The sequence below is a fragment of the Pantoea sp. AS-PWVM4 genome (assembly GCF_000468095.1).
Classification (GTDB): domain Bacteria; phylum Pseudomonadota; class Gammaproteobacteria; order Enterobacterales; family Enterobacteriaceae; genus Pantoea; species Pantoea phytobeneficialis.
In genome coordinates this window covers 70,293-89,322 of the sequence record NZ_ASZC01000003.1, presented here as the reverse complement: position 1 = coordinate 89,322, position 19,030 = coordinate 70,293, and the positions used below count along the sequence as shown (strand labels likewise).

Here is a 19,030-nt window from a genome sequence, read left to right as displayed (position 1 = left end):
CATGATCCCTCCTTGTTACGCGACTTTAAAAATGATTAATACAATCAAACTGTCCGATGGTTTTCGGCGCAATTTTGTGCGTGAAGTGATTTTGCCGTTAGCGGCGATTCTGTTGCTGACCTTTGCCGGTGCGGGAGCGGGCCTGTTCTGGGGCACCCGGCTGACCAATAACGAAGCGCAAGAACAGCAGCAACGCATGATTGAGGCCTCATTCGAACAAAGCCTGGCGGAACATCTACGCCAGCTACGTAGCCTGACACGCTGGGCCCCCTTAGCCAGTCAGCTGGATTTATCCCAACCCGACCAAAGCTGGCTGGATGAAAATGTCGGCAGTTGGTTATATGAAATGTTCGACCACGAACTGGTGTTGGTGCTGGGCCGCGATAACCAACTGATTGAGGTATGGCGTAACGGCCAACGGGTGCCAGACCGCCATGTTGAACCGCAGGTGCAGGCGATGCTGGACACGACGCTGGTACAAGCCAGCACCACGGATCGCGCCGATTTTGTCCGTATTGGTGATCGTGCCGCTTCGCTGGCGGTGGGGGAAATCAGCGGCGATACCCGCCAGCCGGGGCGCTATCGCTTGATCAGCGTAAAATATCTCGATGACCACTATCTGCACGGACTGGCGAATCGCAGCCAGCTTCGGCAATTACATTTCAGCGGTGACACATCGCTGCCCAATGACAAGGCGCATTATCTCCTGAGCTCGCAACAAGGCGATCCGGTGGGATATATCAGTTGGGAACCTGACCGCCCTGGCGCACAGATGTTGCGCACCATCGGCCCCTCGACCCTGCTATCGGTGGTGATGATCACCCTGGTGTGCCTGTTTATGGTGCGGCGAATCTGGACGTCATCGCTCAGTCTGTCGCAGTCGCTGTTGAAGTTAGGTGCCAGCGAAGCCCAGGCGCAGCACCTGGCGTTTCACGATGTACTGACCGGCCTACCCAACCGTTCGATGGTGGAGGATCGTCTTTCCCAGGCGTTGGCGTTTGCGGCACGCTATGACCATCGTGTGGCATTGTTGCTGATTGATCTGGATCGCTTCAAAACCATCAATGATACCTATGGTCACCACGCAGGGGACGATCTGATTATTCAGGTGGGCCATCGCCTGACCAGTATCGTGCGCGCCAGCGATACCGTGGGCCGCATTGGCGGCGACGAATTTATTATCGTGATGCCGGACGTCGAGAATATTGGTCAGGTGCAGTCGCTGGCAAAACGCATTATCAGCGCGCTCAGCGAGCCTTATCAGCTATTTGGCAGCGAGGCGTGGATTGGTGCCAGCATCGGTCTGGCGTTGGCCCCCAAAGATGGACTGGACCGCCAGGAGTTGATGCGCAAAGCCGATATTGCCCTGTATGAAGCGAAAAATAGTGGGCGCGGTCAGTTTCGCCAGTTTGAACGCGTGATGGATGAGTCGCTGCGTACCCGCCAGCAAATTGCCGCCGACCTGCGTCAGGCGCTGCTGCATTTTGATGGGCTGGCGGTGTGGTATCAGCCGTTGATGGAGATCAGCGGTCAGCGCGTTGATGGTGTCGAAGCGTTGTTGCGCTGGCAACACCCAGAACGCGGCGAAGTGCCGCCAGGCGAGTTTATCGCCATTGCCGAAGAAACCGGGCTGATTATCCCGTTGGGGGAATGGGTGTTGCGCGAGGCCTGCAAAACCTCGTTGCGCCTGCCGCAGTTGATTGTGGCGGTAAATGTGTCGCCGGTTCAGTTTCGCGCCAGCGGTTTTGTCGAGCGCATGATTGAAATTGTGCAATCTGAAGGTGCCGATCCACAACGCCTCGAGCTGGAAATTACCGAAGGGGTGCTGATTGAGGATGAACATGAAGCGCGCAATAACATCATCGCCCTGCGCAATGCCGGTTTCCGCATTGCGCTGGATGATTTCGGCACCGGCTATTCCAGCCTCAATTATCTGAGTACCTTCCCGGTCGACAAAATTAAAATCGATCGTTCATTCACCCAATCGTTAGGGGTGGCGCAGAATTCAGCAGCGATTATTGAATCGGTGGTACGGCTCGGGCATGCCATGGGACTGATGGTGACCGCCGAAGGGGTGGAAACGGAAGGCCAGATGAGCGCCCTCGCCGACGCTGGCTGCAATCAGTTGCAGGGATATTTGTTCAGCCAGGCGGTGCCGTTTGAGGAGCTGGAAAGGATGGTTTAAGACCAACAAAACTTTGCGCGATGAATCATAAAACTTTGCGCGATAAATCGCGCCGCTACGGTGGAGCACGCGATTTATCGCGCAACTGTTCCTCAAATTTTCTGGAATCTGTTACGCAATATTCCGGTATAAAAATGTCTTATCGCTTTATTTCTGACAGCATGCTCCTGCAACAAGGAGATTAATATGCCGCGCAGAAAAAACCTGAGATTGCCGCATTATGACTACACAACGTCGGGTGCCTATTTTATTACGCTGGTAACCCGTTTACGCGCACCGCTCTTTGGTTATATCGATCAAAATAAGGTGATATGCAACAATGTTGGAAAAATTGCCGTCCAGGAATGGCTTTTTTTACCCTCTCGTGTCGCTGGATTAACGTTGGATAGCTTTATTCTGATGCCAAATCATCTACATGGTGTTTTATGGCTGGGGGAAAACATCACCTTTTCGCTGCCTCGCATTATTGGGTTATACAAAGCGGGTGTATCCCGGCGTTGTGAGCAGAAAATCTGGCAATTTAATTTCTTCGAGCGGGTAATTCGTGATGAGCAGGAATTATATAATGTGCGGCAATATATTGAGCAGAATCCGATGAGTTGGGAGCTGGACCGTTACTATCAAAATATTGTGCGATAAATCACAAAACATTGCGCGATAAATCGCGCCGCTACAGAAATATGCTGGATCTGTAGCGGCGCGATTTATCGCGCATTTTTACCTCACCGCGATTTATCGCGCGTTATTTCCTTATTGCGGAAAATCCGTATCAATCGACGTCTGTTTCCACGCTTCAATCTGCGCCAGCCGCTCTTTTAATTTATTGGTCACTGCGTCATAACCCCAGGCCCCCATGACCAGATGGCGCGGAGGATTAGCATTTTCAGTGATGGCAATCATCGCGCTGGCGGCGCGAGCCGGGTCACCCGCCTGGGTGCCGCTGTATGCAGAGGTGGCTTTCATTCGTGCGGCTGCGGTTTCGGCGTATTCCGGCAGCTTACTTGGCGTTTGATGCAGCGAACGCCCTGCCCAGTCGGTACGGAACGGTCCGGGTTCCACGCAGGTGACGTGGATGCCGAGGGGAGCGGTTTCCAGTGCTAACGAATCGGACCAGCCTTCCACCGCATGTTTACTGGCGGAGTAATAACCCGAGCTGGCAAAACCGATAAATCCGGCCACCGAGGTGATGTTGATAATATGGCCGCTGCGCGCTTTGCGCATCGCTGGCAGCACAGCGCGTGTCAGGGCGAACAGGCCGAATACGTTAGCATCAAACTGGGCGCGGATTTCCTGCTCCTCACCCTCTTCCACCGAACTTTGGTAACCATAACCGGCATTATTCACCAGCACATCGATGCTGCCGAAGGTTGCCAGCGCTTTGTCTACCGCCGCATCAATGCTTGCCTGCTGCGTCACATCCAGCGCGACCGCCAGCGCGTTGCTGTGGCCCTCGACCAAATCCTGCACTTTAGCCGGGTCGCGCGCGGTCACCACGGTGTTGAATCCACGCGCAATCGCCTGCTGCGCCAGTTCCCGACCAAAGCCTGTGGAGCAGCCGGAGATAAACCATACCGGAAGTTTTGCTGTTGCCATGCTGAGACTCTCCTGAAATGATCCAGGCCCGATGGCAATGCCAGCGGGCAAAGAGACTAAGTCTGGCAGGAAACCCGTAACGGTTTTAGCGCGATGTGCCTCATTAAACGTTCATTGCCGGATAGCGCTGGCGCAAATCCGCAAAGATGGCGTTCATCTGCGCTGCCGTGTCCGTGTCACCTCCGGCCGCCACCGCCCTGAACACCTGCTGTTTGAGAAAATGACGCCAGCCAACGGGCGCTGCCGCCAAAAACGTGGTCAGCAGTTGATAACGTTCCGGCGTCCACCGCGCTTCAAAGGCGTTACGCGCTGCACCATGATCAAAGTGTTCGCTGGCCTGCTGGCGCATTTCACTGCGTAGCCGTGCGGTGGCTGCCTGATCAATCTGGTCATTGACGATCACCACGCCATAGTCTGAACGGGCGGCCTCGTGACTGACAAAGCCACAGCGTACATCGCTCAGCACCGCCTGTTCATCACGTTGCACCGGCAGGCCATAGCCGCCAGCCCCCGGCCCACGCACTTCAACAATGTCGCCCGGTTGGCACCGAATCACATCGGTATTGCCATGCTCGATCACCTCGCCGTCGCGCAGGGTGCGGAAATGAGACAGACCGCCAGGCTGCCCGCCCAACACCCCCGCCGAGGCAAACACCGAACGGTTACGGTTACGCGCGGTGACCAGCGTATCCGGTGCGAAAATCTCGAACACCATCTCGGTCGCCAGCCCGCCGCGATAACGCCCGGCACCGGCGCTGTCTGCCGTCAGACCGTAGCGGTGGAAGTGGATTGGCACCTCGGCTTCGTTGATCTCAATCGGCGTATTTTTCAGAAAGGCGGATAAACCGCCGGAACCGTCCGGGCCATCATGCCGCGGCGTGCCGCCCGCGCCACCACCGACCGGCCCGAGTGACGCCACGACGCTCCGATTGGCAGCATCGCTGGTGCGGATATTCATGATCGAGTTACCGCCCGGCGAGTTGGCAGGCAGGCGATCCGGGATGGCCTGCGAGAACACGCCAATAGTGGCGATTTGCGACAGCGCACAGGTCAGCGATCGCATACCGACCGCCGCGGGCGCTTCACAGTTCATCACCGTGCCCGGCGGCAGAATGGCGCGCGTCGGACGCAGCGTTCCGGCATTCAGCAGCAGGTTACGGTCCAGTGTCGAGAGCACATAAGTGACGCCGACCAACGCCAGCGGGTGACGCTCACGTCCCCCGGTAGGCATATTTAACGAAGAGGCCAACTGCGGATCGCTACCGGTGTAATCCAGCTCCAGCGTCTCTCCCTGCACGCGCAGGGTGATCGCCACGCGGCACGGATAGCCCCCGTCACCATCTTCATCGGCAAAGTCAGCATAGAAATATTCGCCGTCAGGAATGGTAGCGATAATGCTGCGCGCCTGGCGTTCGGCGTAATCGAGAATCCCTTCGATGCCCTGAAGAAAATCTTCAACGCCAAAACGGGCAATGATCTCATGGATTTTGCGTTCACCCACGTTGACCGAAGCGAGTTGCGCTTTGAAATCACCCCAGTTTTGGTCCGGCACGCGCACGTTAAGGCGCATAATGCGCGCCACTTCTTCATTCAGTTCGCCATTGCGCACGATTTTCAGCGGCGGAATGCGGATGCCTTCCTGCACAATATCCGTCAGGGAACGCGACAGCGACGCGGGCACCGCCCCACCGACATCGGTGTTATGGATATGCCCGACGACAAAGCAGACGATTTCCCCCTGATGAAACACCGGCTTCCAGATATGGATATCCGGTGAGTGGGTCGCCACGTTACCGGCATACGAATCGTTGGTGATGCAGATATCCCCCTCGTCGTAGTGGTCGATCAACGCCAGCACCGGGCCGTAGTCAATGCCGCTGTACCAGGGCGCACCGAAACTGCGCGGCGAGGCAAACGCCATGCCATCGCGGCTAACGATCTGACAGGAGAAATCTTCCGTCTCTTTCACGAAGGTGGAGTGCGCGGTGCGCATCAGGGTAAACGCCATCGCATCGGCCGCTGCGGCGCAGTAGTTAGCGAGGATTTGCAGGTTACGTCCGTCAATCGCCATCTTAGTTGCTCTCCAGCGGGGTAATCAGTAAGTTGCCAAATTCATCCACCCGCACCGTCATCTGCGGCGGCACGCAGGTGGTGCAGTCGTCCTGGGCGATAATTACCGGGCCAGAAAGCTGATGTCCCGCGCCCAGGCTGGCACGCAGCACCACATCGACCTGATGCGGTGCACCATCGATCCAGGCGCTAACCTGCTTCGCCACCGCAACCGGCCCCTGCGCCGCTGCCAGACGATTGAGCGTGGGTTTCGGCGTCGGTGAGGCAATCACCAGCCGCAGGTTGATGACCTGCACCGGGGCATTGGCATCACAGTGACCAAACAACTGCTGATGCTGGCGATCAAAGGCCTCATGCAGCGCATTAACGTTGGCCTGCGCCAGCCAGGATTCCTCCAGCGCCACTTCAATTTCGAACGACTGGCCGCGATAACGCATATCCGCGCTGTAGTGCAGGGTAAACGGCATACCCTCGCCGTGCTGCTCAGTGAGCCAACCGCGTGCGCGCTGGCTCAGCGCCTCGGCCTCAGTGGCCAGTTTATCTGCCAGCGTGCTGTCCAGTTCGCTATACAGCGTGCGGATAAAGTCATTACGGATATCCGCCACCAGCCCACCCAGCGCCGACAACACGCCAGGCGTCGGCGGCACTATCACCCCTTTCATATTCAATTCGCGTGCAAGGAAGCAGCCCATCATCGGGCCAGCTCCGCCAAACGCGAGGAACCAGAATTCTCGCGGATCAAGACCAAAACGCGACAGCAAACCGCTGGTATCGCTGTACATGCTGGAGATCGCCAGTTCGATGGCGGTTTCCGCCGTCTCCTCCACGGAAATATCGAGCTTATCTGCCAGCGGTTGCCAGGCTGCACGCGCCGCCGCGACATCGACTTTCACCGCGTTATAGCCCAAATCACCGTGGCCGATCATGCCGCAGGCGGCAAAGGCATCGGTGGCGGTCGGTTGCGTACCGCCCCGCTGGAAACACACCGGTCCCGGCAGTGAACCGGCGCTGTCCGGTCCCATTTGCAGCACGCCCTGATTATCGATCCACGCCAGCGAACCGCCGCCCTGTCCCACGGACGTCACCGCCACGGACGGGATGTAGATGGGAAAATCACCGATAATTTCGCCGTTACCCTGCGCCACCTGGCCATCGATAATCACCGCCACATCCGCGCTGGTGCCGCCGATATCCAGACTGAGAATTTTGTCAAAACCGCAGGCGCTGGCGAGGAAGCTGGCACCGATCACCCCGGAAGCCGTGCCGGACAGCACCATCTGCACGCATTCGCTTTTCGCCTGCTCCACCCCCATCACCCCACCGTTGGATTTGGTGATGCGCGGTGGCGGCAGCACCCCCATCGTCTTCAGCGCACGTTCAAAGGATTCGAGGTAGTTGATCACCATCGGCTGCACATAGGCATTGATAGTGGCGGTGATGGTGCGTTCATACTCGCGGATAATTGGCCAGATATCGGCTGAGCAGGAGGTCAGCAGTTCCGGTGCCTGTTCATTGATAATGGCTTTGACGGCGGCTTCATTGTGGCGATTGCGATAGCTGTGCAGTAACGCCACCACAATCCCCTGGCAACCCGCCGCTTTTGCGCCAGCAATGGCCTCCAGCACGCTCTGGCGATCCACCGCCTGCACCACCTCGCCGTGGCGATCGGTACGTTCTTTGATGGCAAATACCCGGTCACGGGAAATCAGTGGGGCGGGTCGTCGCGAGAACAGATCATGAATGTGCGGAATCTTCAGGCGTGCCAGTTCCAGCACATCGCAAAAACCTGCTGTGGCAAACAGCGCCAGTTTGACCCCGCGCCGCTGGATCACCGCGTTGATGCCCACCGTGGTGCCATGCGTGAAGTATTCGATATGCTGCGGCGCGATACCGTCACGCTGCTCCAGTTGCGCCAACCCGGTAAGAATCTCGCTGCCGGGCTGATCTGGCCTTGAGAGAACTTTTAAAGTGTGGATCTGATTGGTTTGCTCATTCAGCACGGCAAAATCAGTAAAGGAACCGCCAATATCTACGCCAACACGGTACATGGTTTTTATCCGTTATCAGGAGAGAGGAAATTCCATCAGCTTGTGCGGGTCCTGCACTACGCGCCAGCCAAGGCGCTGATACAGCTGATGGGCATCATTGGTTGAGAGCATCCAGCGGTGCACGGTTTGCAATTCCGGGTGCTCCCGCACGCAGGTTGCCAGCCAACTGCCCAGGCCGTGACCACGCCAGTTTTCATCGATGATCACATCACACAGCCAGCCAAAACGGGTGTAGTCGGTGATCAACCGGGCGAAACCGATTTGCTGGTTCTGCTGATACAAACCAAAGGGCAGCGATCCGTTGATTGCGCGCTCGGTTTTCGCGCGCGGCTGACCTTTGGCCCAGTAAGAACGCTCGGCCAGTTGATAATGAATCCAGTCAACATCCAGGCGCTGACGTTCGGTGGAGATGATGAAGTCATCGCGCTGCCACAGGTGATCGGCAAGGTTCAAGGCGGTCATGGCAACTCCTTGTAAAGGGATAAATTGAGTGTAAGGGCGTACGGGCAAGCATAGCGGCTGAAGCGAGAGCCGGAACAGCTAAGATAAAGGGAATTTTGTGCGGTGGGGAAATTTTATGCTGTGGGGGGCAGCGGGCAGGCATCGAGAGGGTTCCGCCCGCCAGGCATTAGGTAGTTTCAGCTGCAACGTGCAGGCGGACGGCACGCGCGGATGCCGCCCACCCCCACCGCCTGCGAGCCCAGTGTTCTCTTAATTGCGCGATAAATCGCGCCGCTACAAATGGCCGCACGTTACCCGTAGCGGCGCGATTTATCGCGCAGACAGCAATAATTAAATCACCAAAAAACACAAGTCATGCAGCGGCGGGTGGGGCGCCATCCGGACTCGCTGAGCGAGTGAACGCAGCCAGGATGCGAAAGGCGGCGTTGAGTGGTAGCGGCGCGATTTATCGCGCAAAAAAGAGGCTGGCGCGAGGCCCGGGATTGCAAAGGGTGCGGCCAGGCACCCTTTGCTCGGTCGCCGCACCGGCGAGCTGAAACTACATCAGCCTGTGGCGAACGAAACCAGCACGGTGAACGAAATCACACCCCAAACTCCACCGAATTCTGCTTCGCAATCAGCGACCTCAACGGCACGCTGCTTTTCATAATCGGTGATTTAATCACGATATAACTGAAGTACTTATCGATGCCGATTTGCGCATCCAGCATCTTCTCAATCACTTCCTGGTAATGTTCAATGCTGCGGGTAATAAACCGCAGCAAGTAGTCATAACCGCCGGTAATCAGGTGGCACTCCATCAACTCGTCCACATCACGCACGGCGTTCTCAAACTTCATAAAATCTTCGCGGCGATGACCAGACAGCGTGACTTCGGTAAATACCGTCACCGAGTCGGTAATTTTGGTGAGGTTGATGTGTGCTTCATAACCGGTGATAAAACCAGCCTGCTCCAGACGTTTCACCCGTTGCAGGCAAGGGCTGGGTGAAAGTCCAACGGCGTCGGCCAGATTGACGTTGCTGATACGGCCATCTTTTTGTAGTTGCACCAGGATATTAATATCGATGCGGTCGAGTTTCATTAAGCCGTTCATAGCACCCCTCATTGTTGACCAACCGTGCAGGTTATCCCGATGGTATATCACGCTTTAATGTGGCTGCGCCAGCACTGACGCACGCCACGTTCTTCGGGGAACCTGTTAATAATTCCAGCAATATCAATGAGGAAGCCGGATTTATCCGAGTCGGCCACTGGCGCGGGCCAGCGCGATATCAAAGATATGCAACGCTTCTTCCAGCTGAGAATCGGTGGTGACCAGCGGAGCCAGGAAGCGGATGGTGCTGCGGTGCAGACCACATTTAATCAACAGCAATCCTTCCTGACAGGCGCAATCCAGAATCTTTTGCGTCATCGCCGCATCAGGACGTTTGGTCTCAAAATCGATGATTTCCACCGCCTGCATAAAGCCCACGCCACGGACATCACCAATACAGGCGTATTTTTCCGCCAGCTGATGCAGGTGCGCATTGAGTTTCTCGCCCAGTTGATTACTGCGCGCCAGCAGGTTGTCGTGTTCCATCAGATCGAGCACCGCTAACGCCGCCGCACAGCCCAGCGCATTACCGCCATAGGTGCCGCCCAGCCCACCAGGTAATGGCGCATCCATGATCGCCGCTTTCCCTACCACACCGGAAATCGGCAAGCCGCCGCCGAGGCTTTTCGCCACGGTGATCAGATCCGGGGTAATCTCCGAATGCTGGAAAGCGAACATTTTGCCGGTACGTCCAAAACCGGTCTGCACTTCATCACAAATCAGCAGAATGCCGTGTTTTTCCGTAACGCGGCGCAGCGCCTGCATAAAGTTGGCCCCCGCTGGCAGGAAGCCGCCATCGCCCTGAACCGGTTCGATGATAATCGCCGCCACACGTTCCGGCGCAATCTGCACCGCAAACAGTTGGTCCAGCGCTTGCAGACAATCGTCATCACTTACGCCGTAAAACGCGTTCGGGAACGGCAGGCGATACACCTCGCCAGGGAAAGGACCGAAATTCTGTTTGTAGGGCTGGCTCATGCCCGTCAGGGTACAACCCAGTAAGGTACGGCCATGAAACGCGCCATCAAAAGCGATGATGCCGGATCGCTGAGTATGCGCACGGGCGATCTTCACCGCATTTTCTACCGCTTCTGCACCGCTGGTGAAAAACACGCTCTTAAACGGCTGGCCATTGCCCACCAGTTGATTCAGACGCTGCGCCAGTTCGATATACCCCGGATACGCCACCACCTGGAAGCAGGCGTGCGAAACCAGACCAAGCTGTTTGGTAACCGCATTTACCACCGCCGGATGGTTATGGCCAACGTTCAGTACGCCGATACCACCCACGAAATCGAGGTAACGATTCCCCTCAACGTCCCATACTTCGCTACCTTTAGCCCGCTCGATCACCAGCGGATGTGCGGTGACCACGCCACGCGGCACATGCTGCTCACGCGCATCCAGTAACAGGCTGTTATCGGAATATGTTTGCTGTTCCGCCATGACATTCTGCATTTTTAACCCTCATCCACGTAACGTTCTGTTGGCTCAAGTATCGCAACCCGTTGGTTTCTCACGCTGCCGTAATTGCCGGGGCAGCGGCATTTCCTGTCAAAATCGTCTGCCATTCAGCAGGGAAATTCTGTACGCAGCGCGTGGCGGGCAATGGCGGTCAACGCCTGAATACCCTGCGGAATCAGTGCATCATTAAAGTCGTAGGCTGAATGGTGCAGCGGCTGGCTCGGCGCGGAACCAATCCACAAATACGCACCCGGTTTTGCCTGCAACATAAAGGCGAAATCTTCCGAGGTGAGCGCCGGTTGTCTGGCTTCACTCGCCGTCATTCCGGCCTGCTGTACCGCAGTCAGTGCCAGCTGCGCTTCAGGCGCGCTGTTCACGGTGGCCGGGTAATAACGCAGGTAGTTGACCTCGGCATGCAAACCGTGCGCGGCGCTGACGTGCTGCGCCATTGCGCGCAACCGGCTTTCGATAATGTCCTGCGCCGCCGGGCTGAAGGTACGGACGGTGCCGGTGATGCTGGCTTCCGCCGGGATCATGTTGTGCGAGAAACCGCCCTGCATCCGCGTCACGCTGAGTAGCGCCGGTTCACAGGGATCCAGTGCACGCGCCACCAGAGTGTTGAGCGCCACCACCAGCTCGCTGGTCGCCAACAGGGTGTCGTGCGTCAGGTGCGGCTGCGCAGCATGGCCGCCGCCCCCTTGCACGGTGATATCAAAACGATCCGCCGCCGCCATAATCGGCCCCGGACGGGTTTGCACCTCACCCAGCGGCAGTTCCGGCCAGTTGTGCAGCGCATAGACCGCATCACAGGGAAAACGGCTGAACAGACCGTCATCGATCATCGCTTTCGCCCCTGCCAGCCCCTCTTCCGCCGGCTGGAAGATAAACACCAGCGTGCCGTCGAAATCGCCCTGTTGCGCCAGTTGCATGGCGGCACCCAGAAGCATCACCGTATGTCCATCGTGACCACAGGCATGGCAGATACCATCATGGGTGCTTTTCCACGGCTGGCTGCCGTTGTCCTGCATGGGTAGCGCATCCATATCGGCACGCAGGCCAATCACCCGCGATCCCGTGCCACGTTTCAGCACCCCTACCACGCCGGTGCCGCCAAGACCGCGATGCACCTCAATGCCCTGCTCCGTGAGAACCCGCGCCACGATGTCGCTGGTGCGGGTTTCTTTGTATCCCAGCTCGGGATGGGCGTGCAGATCCCGTCGCAGTGCGACTAATTGTTCCAGTTGCATCTCAGTATCCCCGGTTGCGATCGATCACGCCGACCATCGGTTCGCCGCGTTGATAGCGACGCAGATTTTCCACCAGTGCCGCCACAGCGCTGTCGGTTTGCGTCTGGCTGGCGATATGCGGTGTCAGCCAGATGGCCGGGTGGTGCCAGAACGGATGCCCGGCTGGCAGCGGTTCGGGATCGGTTACGTCAATCACCGCCGCGCTGAGCTGGCCACTCGCCAGCGCCGCCAGCAGATGATCGTCGTTAAGTTGCGGCCCGCGCCCAACCTGCACCAATGCGGCTCCTGATGGCAGTTGCGCGAAAAGTTCGGCGTTCAGAAGTCCACGGGTGGTGTCAGTAAGCGGGAGCAGACACACCAGGATGTCGCTCCAGGCGAGGAACTCCGCCAGTTGCTCGCTGCCGTGCCAGCAGCGCACGCCGTCGATGTCACGCGGCGTACGGCTCCAGCCCGCGCAATTGAAGCCAAGCGAAACCAGTTGTTTTAGCGATGCCTGGCCCAGTTCTCCCAGCCCCATCACCCCGACGCGGCGTTCGCCCGCGGTATAGATGCGATGGGTTTGCCACAGCTGTTCACGCTGCTGCTGGAAATAGCGCGGCATGTCACGATGCAACCCCAACACGGCAAAGGTAACGTACTCCACCATGCCCTGGGTCAGGCCGGGTTCGATCATCCTCACTACCGGGAGTTCCGGCGGCAGTTTGCTGAGGTCAAACTGGTCTGCCCCTGCGCCAACCGACATCAACGCTTTCAGGTTGGGAAAGGTCGCCATGACATCGTCTGGCGGCTGCCAGGCCACCAACACCTCGACCTGCTCAGCGTCATCAATGTCCGGCCAGATATGTAGCTGAATATCTGGCGCATGTTGCGCCAGCCAGCGTTGCCAGTGCGCACCGCGCACCGGATCAGATTTGTAGGCGATATGCATCAGGCCATCGCCTGGGTCATCAACCCGAACGCCTGCATGCCACCGACCTGCGGTGACCACGGCGTTCCCCGAATCATGGTGGTCGGCGCATCGACCTGCGCCAGTCCCAGTGTTTCCAGCCAGGCAGCCAGCGGTTGTGCGCCGTCGGTATCGATACGCACAAACTCACCGTTTAACCCCTGCATCAGCGCCGACACCAGCGCCTGTGCTACCGGCAGGTTGAGCGCAATCACCGGGCCAATCGCCCAGCCATGTCCAAAGCGGCGCAGGCTGGCAAAACCATGAATACGTTGTTGCGCATCCTGCAAGATCACCGTTTGACTGTCGGCAATCAGGGTTGCAATCATCCTGGGACGCCACATGCCATGCGCCTGCTGGTCCAGTTCGGTCAGCACGCTGGCATCGGCAGCGGTGGCGTTACGCAGCGTTAGCCCGGTTGGGATAGTCACGGTCGGCACAGTCGTCAGCGCACGCGTCTGGTGCTGCTGGATATGGCCGGTGACGTTAAAACCCAGTTTGGCGTACAACCCTTTACCCATTTCAGTGGCATGCAGCCGCACATTGTAGCCGGGGAATTTTTCCAGCAACGCCAGCATCAGTTGCTTGCCAACGCCACGTCCCTGAAACTGGTCGTTAACGATCACCAGCCCGATAGTGGCGGCCTGCTCCCCCCAACGCCAGCCAATGGCGCTGCCAAGGTAAGCGCCGTGTTCTTCGGCCACCACGCCCTCACCCAACGTTACCGCCTGCAACCAATCCTCACGGCGGTGCGGCCACTTGAGGTGTTGCGTCATGGCAAAACCCTGTTCGATGTCGTCTGCCGTCATCGCGCGTAATGTGATACTCATGCTGTGCTCCTTACATCATGCCTGGCGCGTCAAGGCCGCTGCCATCAACCAGACGGGAATAACGATAAGGGGTCGGATCGACCACCGGCGTCGTATCCGTGGCGAGATCGGCTGCCAGCCGACCGGCCCCCGGACCGATACCAAAACCGTGTGCACTGTAGCCCGCCGACAGCACCAGCCCCGGCAGTTTCGCCACGGTGGAGATCACCGGAATCGCATCCGGCGTGCTGTCGATCATGCCGCCCCAGGCCTGCGCCAGTTTCAGGTTGGCGAGTGCCGGATACTCTTTGCGCATCGCCGCCAGTCCTTCCTGTACCAGGCTGGCATCCGCTGCCGGGTCAAGAATTCGCACCCGCTCAAATGGTGACTGGCGATCGAATTCCCAGCCGCCCAGCGCTTCCGGGCCAGTCAGGAACGGTTTGAAGCTCAAACTGAATTTAAGGTTTTTACGGCGACTTTTGAAGGTCGGATAGAACTGGCGGGCATAGCGAATGCCCTGAGCGCCGGGTTCCAGACGACCACGTCCCGACACCGATACCGTGTAGCTGCCATCAATTTGCGGACGACAGGCAAAGCCGGGGGTATACAGCGGCATGGCGATGGCTTGTTCAATCGGCTGAGTTCGGAAAGCGGTGCCGATCACGTTGCCAAGCGGCAGGTCGATACCGTGGCGGCGGCAGAACATTGAGGTCCAGGCACCGGCGGCACAAATCACCCGGCTGGTTTTGATCAAACCACGCTCGGTCCAGACACCGCTCACCACACCACCGGCAATATCCAGCCCGCGCACCGCGCACTGCTGGAACACCAGCGCACCAAGTCGCTGGGCACCGATGACCAGACCGGCAGACGCCAGACGCGGCTCGGCATGGCCGTCGGTCGGCGATGAAACGCCGCCCAGCCAGTGGGTGGTGCTGCCCGGCGTCATCGCTTTGGCCTGTTCGGCGCTGAGCATATCGCTGCGCACGCCGTACTGTTTCGCCATCTGGCCCCATTTTTCCCAGGCGGCGATATCGTCTTCGTTGCGCGTGGCATACACCAGGCCGCTGCGGCGAAAGCCCAGCTCCTCACCGGTTTCCGCATTGAGTTCACCCCAGCGTTGCAGCGCATAGATGATCAGCGGCAGTTCGCGCTCGTCACGGTTCTGCTGGCGGCACCAGCCCCAGTTACGGCTCGACTGCTCGGCACCGACCAGCCCTTTTTCCACTAACACCACGTTTAAACCCTGCTTTGCCAGCTCCCAGGTGGCGGCCGAACCGGCAATACCGGCACCGATTACCACCACATCGGCAGACTCAGGGAAATTTGCACTGTCCTGTACATAGCGAATCGGCGCAGGCATAACTTAACGACCTCTTTTGGTTTGGGTTGGTGAGCGTTTTCCCTCACCCTAACCCTCTCCCGCAAGCGGGAGAGGGAACTGATCGAGCAAGCAATCTCTCCCGCAAACGGGAGAGGGAACAGATCGAGCATATGGCACATCTCCCTCTCCCTTATGGGAGAGGGCTGGGGTGAGGGTCACAGCCCGCACCTGCCCAGAGGGCCGGGGTGAGGGTCACAGACCGCACCTCCCCAGAGGGCCGGGGTGAGGGTCACAGACCGCACCTACTCCGCCTTCAATACCTCTTCATGCTCATCCAGCCAGCCCTGGCGCAGCTCGGGAACGGCGCGTTTCAGGCGTTCGAAATACAACTCGCTGGTCGGCAAGGCATAATCTGCTCGTGCAATCTGGGTGATAATGCGGCCACTTTTCATCACCACGATATCGTCGCAAACTGCGCGTACCGCGTGCATGTCATGGCTGATAAACAGCACCGACAATCCCAGCTCGCGTCGCAGCTCGCTGATCAGATCCAGCACGGCGGCGGCCACCACGGTATCGAGTGCGGAAGTCACTTCATCGCACAAAATCAGATCCGGCTCGGCAGCCAGCGCACGCGCCAGGTTAACGCGCTGCTTCTGCCCGCCTGATAACGCCCACGGACGTCGCCACAACACGCTGCGCGGCAGCTTGACCAGATCAAGTAGCTGATGCAGCCGCTGTTCGCGCGCCGCGCCGCTCAGGCCGTGAAACAACGCTAATGGTCGTGACAGGATGCGTTCTACGCTGTGCGCCGGATTAAGTGCGGTGTCAGCCATCTGGAAGACGTATTGAATACGCCGCAACTCGTTATCAGGCCGTTTGTGCATATCGCCGTTGATGTAATGGCCGTTAAACAGGATATGGCCCTGGCTCGGGGCATTCAGCCCGGCAATGGCGTGCGCCAGCGTGGTTTTACCGGAACCGGATTCCCCAATGATGCCGATCGCCTGCCCTTTCCACAGCTTCAGGTTGATATCTTCAAGGATGCGGATTTTCGGCTGACCGTCTTTGTCGCGCGGACCATAACCGGCGCAGAGATCGCGCACTTCCAGCAGCGGTTGCATCTCTGCGGTAGCGCAGCTCCAGTTACTGGGACGCTCGCTCTGACGCGCCGCATTCATCAACAACTGGGTGTATTCCGCCTGTGGCGCGCCAATCAGCCGTTCGGTGGTGCCGTACTCCGCCATTTTGCCCTGCAACAATACCAGAATACGGTCGGCCATTTGCGCCACCACCGCCAGATCGTGACTGACGTAAATGGCAGTCACGCCACGCTGGGCCACCACGCGGCGAAACGCTTTCAGCACTTCGACCTGGGTGGTCACATCCAGCGCGGTGGTCGGTTCGTCGAGGATCACTACATCTGGATCGCCAATCAACGCCATCGCCGTCATCAGACGTTGCAATTGACCGCCGGATACCTGATGTGGGAACCGATCGCCGATGGTTTCCGGGTTCGGCAACGCCAGTTCGCGAAACAGCGCTATCGCCTTATCCTTCGCCGCTTTGCGTTTCATGGTGCCGTGGATCACTACCGGTTCAATCACCTGGTCAAGAATACGCATACCCGGGTTAAACGACGCCGCCGCGCTCTGGGCGATATAAGCCACTTTGTTACCGCGAAATTCACGCAGTTGCCCCGGTGACAGGCTGCGTACATCGGTGCCAGCAACATGGATCATGCCGTCAGCAATGCGGCAGCCGTGGCGGGCATACCCCATCAGCGCCATAGCGATGGTGGTTTTGCCGGAGCCGGACTCACCAATCAGCGCCAGCACTTCCCCTTTCTGCACGGTAAAACGCACATCAGAAACCAGATCAATCTCTTCACCTTTGTCGGTCTGCGCGGTGACGCGCAGATTCTCAACGGCAATCACAGGCATGGCGGTATGGGGTGTCACGTTCATGCTCCCTCCTTCGCAAGGGTCAGTGGACGCATCGCTTGCAGGCTGTCGATAAACAGGTTGGCACCGATGGTCAGGCTGGCGATGGCGACCGCAGGCATCAGTACCGCCGGTGATCCATCAAACAAGCCCTGAATGTTTTCGCGTACCAGCGTGCCCCAGTCGGCATACGGTGGTTGAACGCCGAGGCCGAGAAAGCTCAGGCCGCTCAACAGCAACACGATGTAGACGAACCGCAGACCGAAGTCGGTGAGCATCGGATGCACCATATTGGGCAGGATGTCGTGAATTGCGATATACCAGCGGCTTTCGCCACGCAGCTTCGACGCACGCACGTAATCCATATTGCGCAGGCTGCTCGCCATAGCGAAGGCAATACGGAAGGCACCCGGCCAGTAGGTGAAGATGGCGGTGAGGATCAGCATCGGCAACGAGGAACCAAACACCGCAACGATCATCAGCGACAGCACTTTGCCCGGCAGTACCAGCAGCGCATCGTTGACACGTCCCAGCACTTCCTCCAGCCAACGTCCGGTTACCGCGGCCAGTAGCGCCAGCAGGGTGCCAATCAGGCTGGCCCCAAGCGCGGCGGTCAGCGCCAGACCGATAGAGAACTTCGCACCGTACAGAATGCGGCTGAGGATATCGCGCCCGAGATAGTCGGTGCCGAGCCAGTTATCCGCGGTCATACCGCCGAGCATCGGGCCACCACCAATATCTTCAACGCTGTGCGGTGCCAGTTGGGTGCCGAATATCGCCATAAACACCCAGAACAGCGAGATCAGCAGGCCGAAGCGGCCAGAGATCGTTAGCGACTGAAAAAAGCGCCAGGGAAGTAGCAAGCTATTCATCAGCTCCTCCATTTCGGGTTAAAGGCGATGGTCAGGATGTCAGCCGCCAGCAACAACAGCAGGTAACAGGCAGCGAACAGCATCACGCAGAACTGCACCACCGGCAGGTCGCGGTTGCTCACCGCATCGACCAGCGCACTGGCAAGGCCGGGATAGCTGAAAATGGTTTCGATAATGATCACGCCGCCAAACAGATACGACAGGCTGAGTGAGATGGAGTTAGCAATCGGTCCGACAGCATTCGGCAGCGCGTGGCGCAGTACCGCCCGCAACGGCGAGACCCCCTTCAGGCGCGCCATCTCCAGATACGGGCTGTCGAGCTGGTTGATGATGGCGGCGCGTGTCATGCGTGCCATCTGCGCCACCAGCACGCAGCACAGCGTCAACACCGGCAAGGCATAGGATTTCAGGTAGCTGAGCAGATCCATATTCGGACTGCCGAACGACATCGCCGACACCCAATGCAATTTGACGGCAAAAATCAGCACCGCCACGGTGGCGACGAGAAACTCCGGCACCGCCACGGTCGCCATCGTGCTGACCACCAGGAAGCGGTCAATCAACGAACCCCGGTTCATCGCTGCGGCGATACCAATCACCAGCGCCAGCGGCACACAGATCAGGGTAGTGATCGCCGCCAGTTCAAAGGTGGCCGGAATACGTTGCGCCACCAACTGCGCTACCGGTAAATGGCTGGCGAAAGAGATGCCAAAGTCGCCATGCAGCATCCCGCCCAGCCAGCTGAAATAACGCACCAGCAGCGGCTGATCCAGCCCCAACTGCTGGCGTAACGCCGCCACCGTTTCCGGTGTGGCGTTTTGCCCCAGAATCATCTGCGCCGCGTCACCGGGCAGCAGGCTGGTGATAAAAAACACCACCGCCGAGACGATAAGCAAGGTCAGGATGCCCGCGCCTGCGCGGCGGGCAATCAGGAACATCATGTATCGGTTCATCGGCGTGCTCCTCTTACGGT

General features: G+C 58.4%; 15 protein-coding genes. 2 read left to right on the top strand and 13 right to left on the bottom strand.

Features of this window, described 5'->3' with window-relative positions; translation table 11 throughout:
- Positions 1 to 31: 31 nt before the first annotated feature.
- Together L579_RS03010 and L579_RS03005 are read left to right on the top strand one after the other, a co-directional pair.
- Positions 32 to 2,185 carry a putative bifunctional diguanylate cyclase/phosphodiesterase gene (locus tag L579_RS03010; protein WP_021182793.1) on the top strand — a complete coding sequence of 718 codons (2,154 nt, stop codon included), beginning with the start codon at positions 32 to 34 and terminating at the stop codon, positions 2,183 to 2,185.
- Positions 2,186 to 2,371: 186 nt separating this feature from the next.
- Entirely contained in the window at positions 2,372 to 2,824 is a 453-nt protein-coding gene (locus L579_RS03005) for a transposase (RefSeq protein ID WP_021182791.1), read from the top strand.
- 111 nt (positions 2,825 to 2,935) lie between these two features.
- Here the strand turns inward: L579_RS03005 and L579_RS03000 are convergent, their stop codons facing one another.
- The 13 genes from L579_RS03000 to L579_RS02940 form a co-directional block, all read right to left on the bottom strand.
- On the bottom strand, positions 2,936 to 3,778 hold the full coding sequence (locus tag L579_RS03000; protein WP_021182790.1) for an oxidoreductase: 843 nt from the start codon (positions 3,776 to 3,778) through the stop codon (positions 2,936 to 2,938).
- A 103-nt stretch (positions 3,779 to 3,881) separates the two neighbouring features.
- A complete protein-coding gene (locus tag L579_RS02995) occupies positions 3,882 to 5,849 on the bottom strand; it encodes a hydantoinase B/oxoprolinase family protein (protein ID WP_021182789.1) in 1,968 nt (655 codons plus the stop codon).
- 1 nt (position 5,850) lies between these two features.
- Positions 5,851 to 7,896, bottom strand: a complete 2,046-nt coding sequence (locus L579_RS02990; protein WP_021182788.1) for a hydantoinase/oxoprolinase family protein — start codon at positions 7,894 to 7,896, stop codon at positions 5,851 to 5,853.
- Between the two features lie 15 nt (positions 7,897 to 7,911).
- The gene (locus L579_RS02985; protein ID WP_021182787.1) at positions 7,912 to 8,358 is read right to left on the bottom strand and encodes a GNAT family N-acetyltransferase; all 447 of its coding nucleotides are present in this window, start codon (positions 8,356 to 8,358) and stop codon (positions 7,912 to 7,914) included.
- A 581-nt stretch (positions 8,359 to 8,939) separates the two neighbouring features.
- The gene (locus L579_RS02980) at positions 8,940 to 9,452 is read right to left on the bottom strand and encodes an Lrp/AsnC family transcriptional regulator (RefSeq protein ID WP_021182786.1); all 513 of its coding nucleotides are present in this window, start codon (positions 9,450 to 9,452) and stop codon (positions 8,940 to 8,942) included.
- A gap of 141 nt (positions 9,453 to 9,593) precedes the next feature.
- Positions 9,594 to 10,910: a 4-aminobutyrate--2-oxoglutarate transaminase gene (gabT, locus tag L579_RS02975; protein WP_013509632.1), complete on the bottom strand. Its 1,317-nt coding sequence runs from the start codon at positions 10,908 to 10,910 to the stop codon at positions 9,594 to 9,596.
- A gap of 113 nt (positions 10,911 to 11,023) precedes the next feature.
- Positions 11,024 to 12,157 carry a M20 aminoacylase family protein gene (locus L579_RS02970; RefSeq protein WP_200864651.1) on the bottom strand — a complete coding sequence of 378 codons (1,134 nt, stop codon included), beginning with the start codon at positions 12,155 to 12,157 and terminating at the stop codon, positions 11,024 to 11,026.
- Between the two features lie 7 nt (positions 12,158 to 12,164).
- Positions 12,165 to 13,091 (bottom strand): 2-hydroxyacid dehydrogenase, encoded by a 927-nt coding sequence (locus L579_RS02965; RefSeq protein ID WP_021182784.1) that lies wholly within the window; start codon positions 13,089 to 13,091, stop codon positions 12,165 to 12,167.
- A complete protein-coding gene (locus L579_RS02960) occupies positions 13,091 to 13,939 on the bottom strand; it encodes a GNAT family N-acetyltransferase (RefSeq protein WP_021182783.1) in 849 nt (282 codons plus the stop codon). Before L579_RS02960 ends, L579_RS02965 begins: the two co-directional genes overlap by 1 nt.
- A gap of 10 nt (positions 13,940 to 13,949) precedes the next feature.
- On the bottom strand, positions 13,950 to 15,281 hold the full coding sequence (locus tag L579_RS02955) for an NAD(P)/FAD-dependent oxidoreductase (protein WP_021182782.1): 1,332 nt from the start codon (positions 15,279 to 15,281) through the stop codon (positions 13,950 to 13,952).
- 263 nt (positions 15,282 to 15,544) lie between these two features.
- On the bottom strand, positions 15,545 to 17,209 hold the full coding sequence (locus L579_RS02950) for an ABC transporter ATP-binding protein (protein ID WP_021182781.1): 1,665 nt from the start codon (positions 17,207 to 17,209) through the stop codon (positions 15,545 to 15,547).
- Positions 17,206 to 18,057 carry an ABC transporter permease gene (locus tag L579_RS02945; protein ID WP_021182780.1) on the bottom strand — a complete coding sequence of 284 codons (852 nt, stop codon included), beginning with the start codon at positions 18,055 to 18,057 and terminating at the stop codon, positions 17,206 to 17,208. Before L579_RS02945 ends, L579_RS02950 begins: the two co-directional genes overlap by 4 nt.
- Complete coding sequence (locus L579_RS02940; protein WP_013509639.1) at positions 18,057 to 19,010, bottom strand: ABC transporter permease; 954 nt, start codon at positions 19,008 to 19,010, stop codon at positions 18,057 to 18,059. The genes L579_RS02945 and L579_RS02940 overlap by 1 nt, the downstream gene beginning before the upstream one ends.
- Positions 19,011 to 19,030 lie beyond the last annotated feature (20 nt).

Excerpts from the sequence above, each read along its gene's own strand:
- L579_RS03010 (WP_021182793.1), top strand. The coding sequence starts at position 32 with ATGATTAATACAATCAAACTGTCCGATGGTTTTCGGCGCAATTTTGTG.
- L579_RS03005 (WP_021182791.1), top strand. The coding sequence starts at position 2,372 with ATGCCGCGCAGAAAAAACCTGAGATTGCCGCATTATGACTACACAACG.
- L579_RS03000 (WP_021182790.1), bottom strand. The coding sequence starts at position 3,778 with ATGGCAACAGCAAAACTTCCGGTATGGTTTATCTCCGGCTGCTCCACA.
- L579_RS02995 (WP_021182789.1), bottom strand. The coding sequence starts at position 5,849 with ATGGCGATTGACGGACGTAACCTGCAAATCCTCGCTAACTACTGCGCC.
- L579_RS02990 (WP_021182788.1), bottom strand. The coding sequence starts at position 7,896 with ATGTACCGTGTTGGCGTAGATATTGGCGGTTCCTTTACTGATTTTGCC.
- L579_RS02985 (WP_021182787.1), bottom strand. The coding sequence starts at position 8,358 with ATGACCGCCTTGAACCTTGCCGATCACCTGTGGCAGCGCGATGACTTC.
- L579_RS02980 (WP_021182786.1), bottom strand. The coding sequence starts at position 9,452 with ATGAACGGCTTAATGAAACTCGACCGCATCGATATTAATATCCTGGTG.
- gabT (WP_013509632.1), bottom strand. The coding sequence starts at position 10,910 with ATGCAGAATGTCATGGCGGAACAGCAAACATATTCCGATAACAGCCTG.
- L579_RS02965 (WP_021182784.1), bottom strand. The coding sequence starts at position 13,091 with ATGCATATCGCCTACAAATCTGATCCGGTGCGCGGTGCGCACTGGCAA.
- L579_RS02960 (WP_021182783.1), bottom strand. The coding sequence starts at position 13,939 with ATGAGTATCACATTACGCGCGATGACGGCAGACGACATCGAACAGGGT.
- L579_RS02955 (WP_021182782.1), bottom strand. The coding sequence starts at position 15,281 with ATGCCTGCGCCGATTCGCTATGTACAGGACAGTGCAAATTTCCCTGAG.
- L579_RS02950 (WP_021182781.1), bottom strand. The coding sequence starts at position 17,209 with ATGAACGTGACACCCCATACCGCCATGCCTGTGATTGCCGTTGAGAAT.
- L579_RS02945 (WP_021182780.1), bottom strand. The coding sequence starts at position 18,057 with ATGAATAGCTTGCTACTTCCCTGGCGCTTTTTTCAGTCGCTAACGATC.
- L579_RS02940 (WP_013509639.1), bottom strand. The coding sequence starts at position 19,010 with ATGAACCGATACATGATGTTCCTGATTGCCCGCCGCGCAGGCGCGGGC.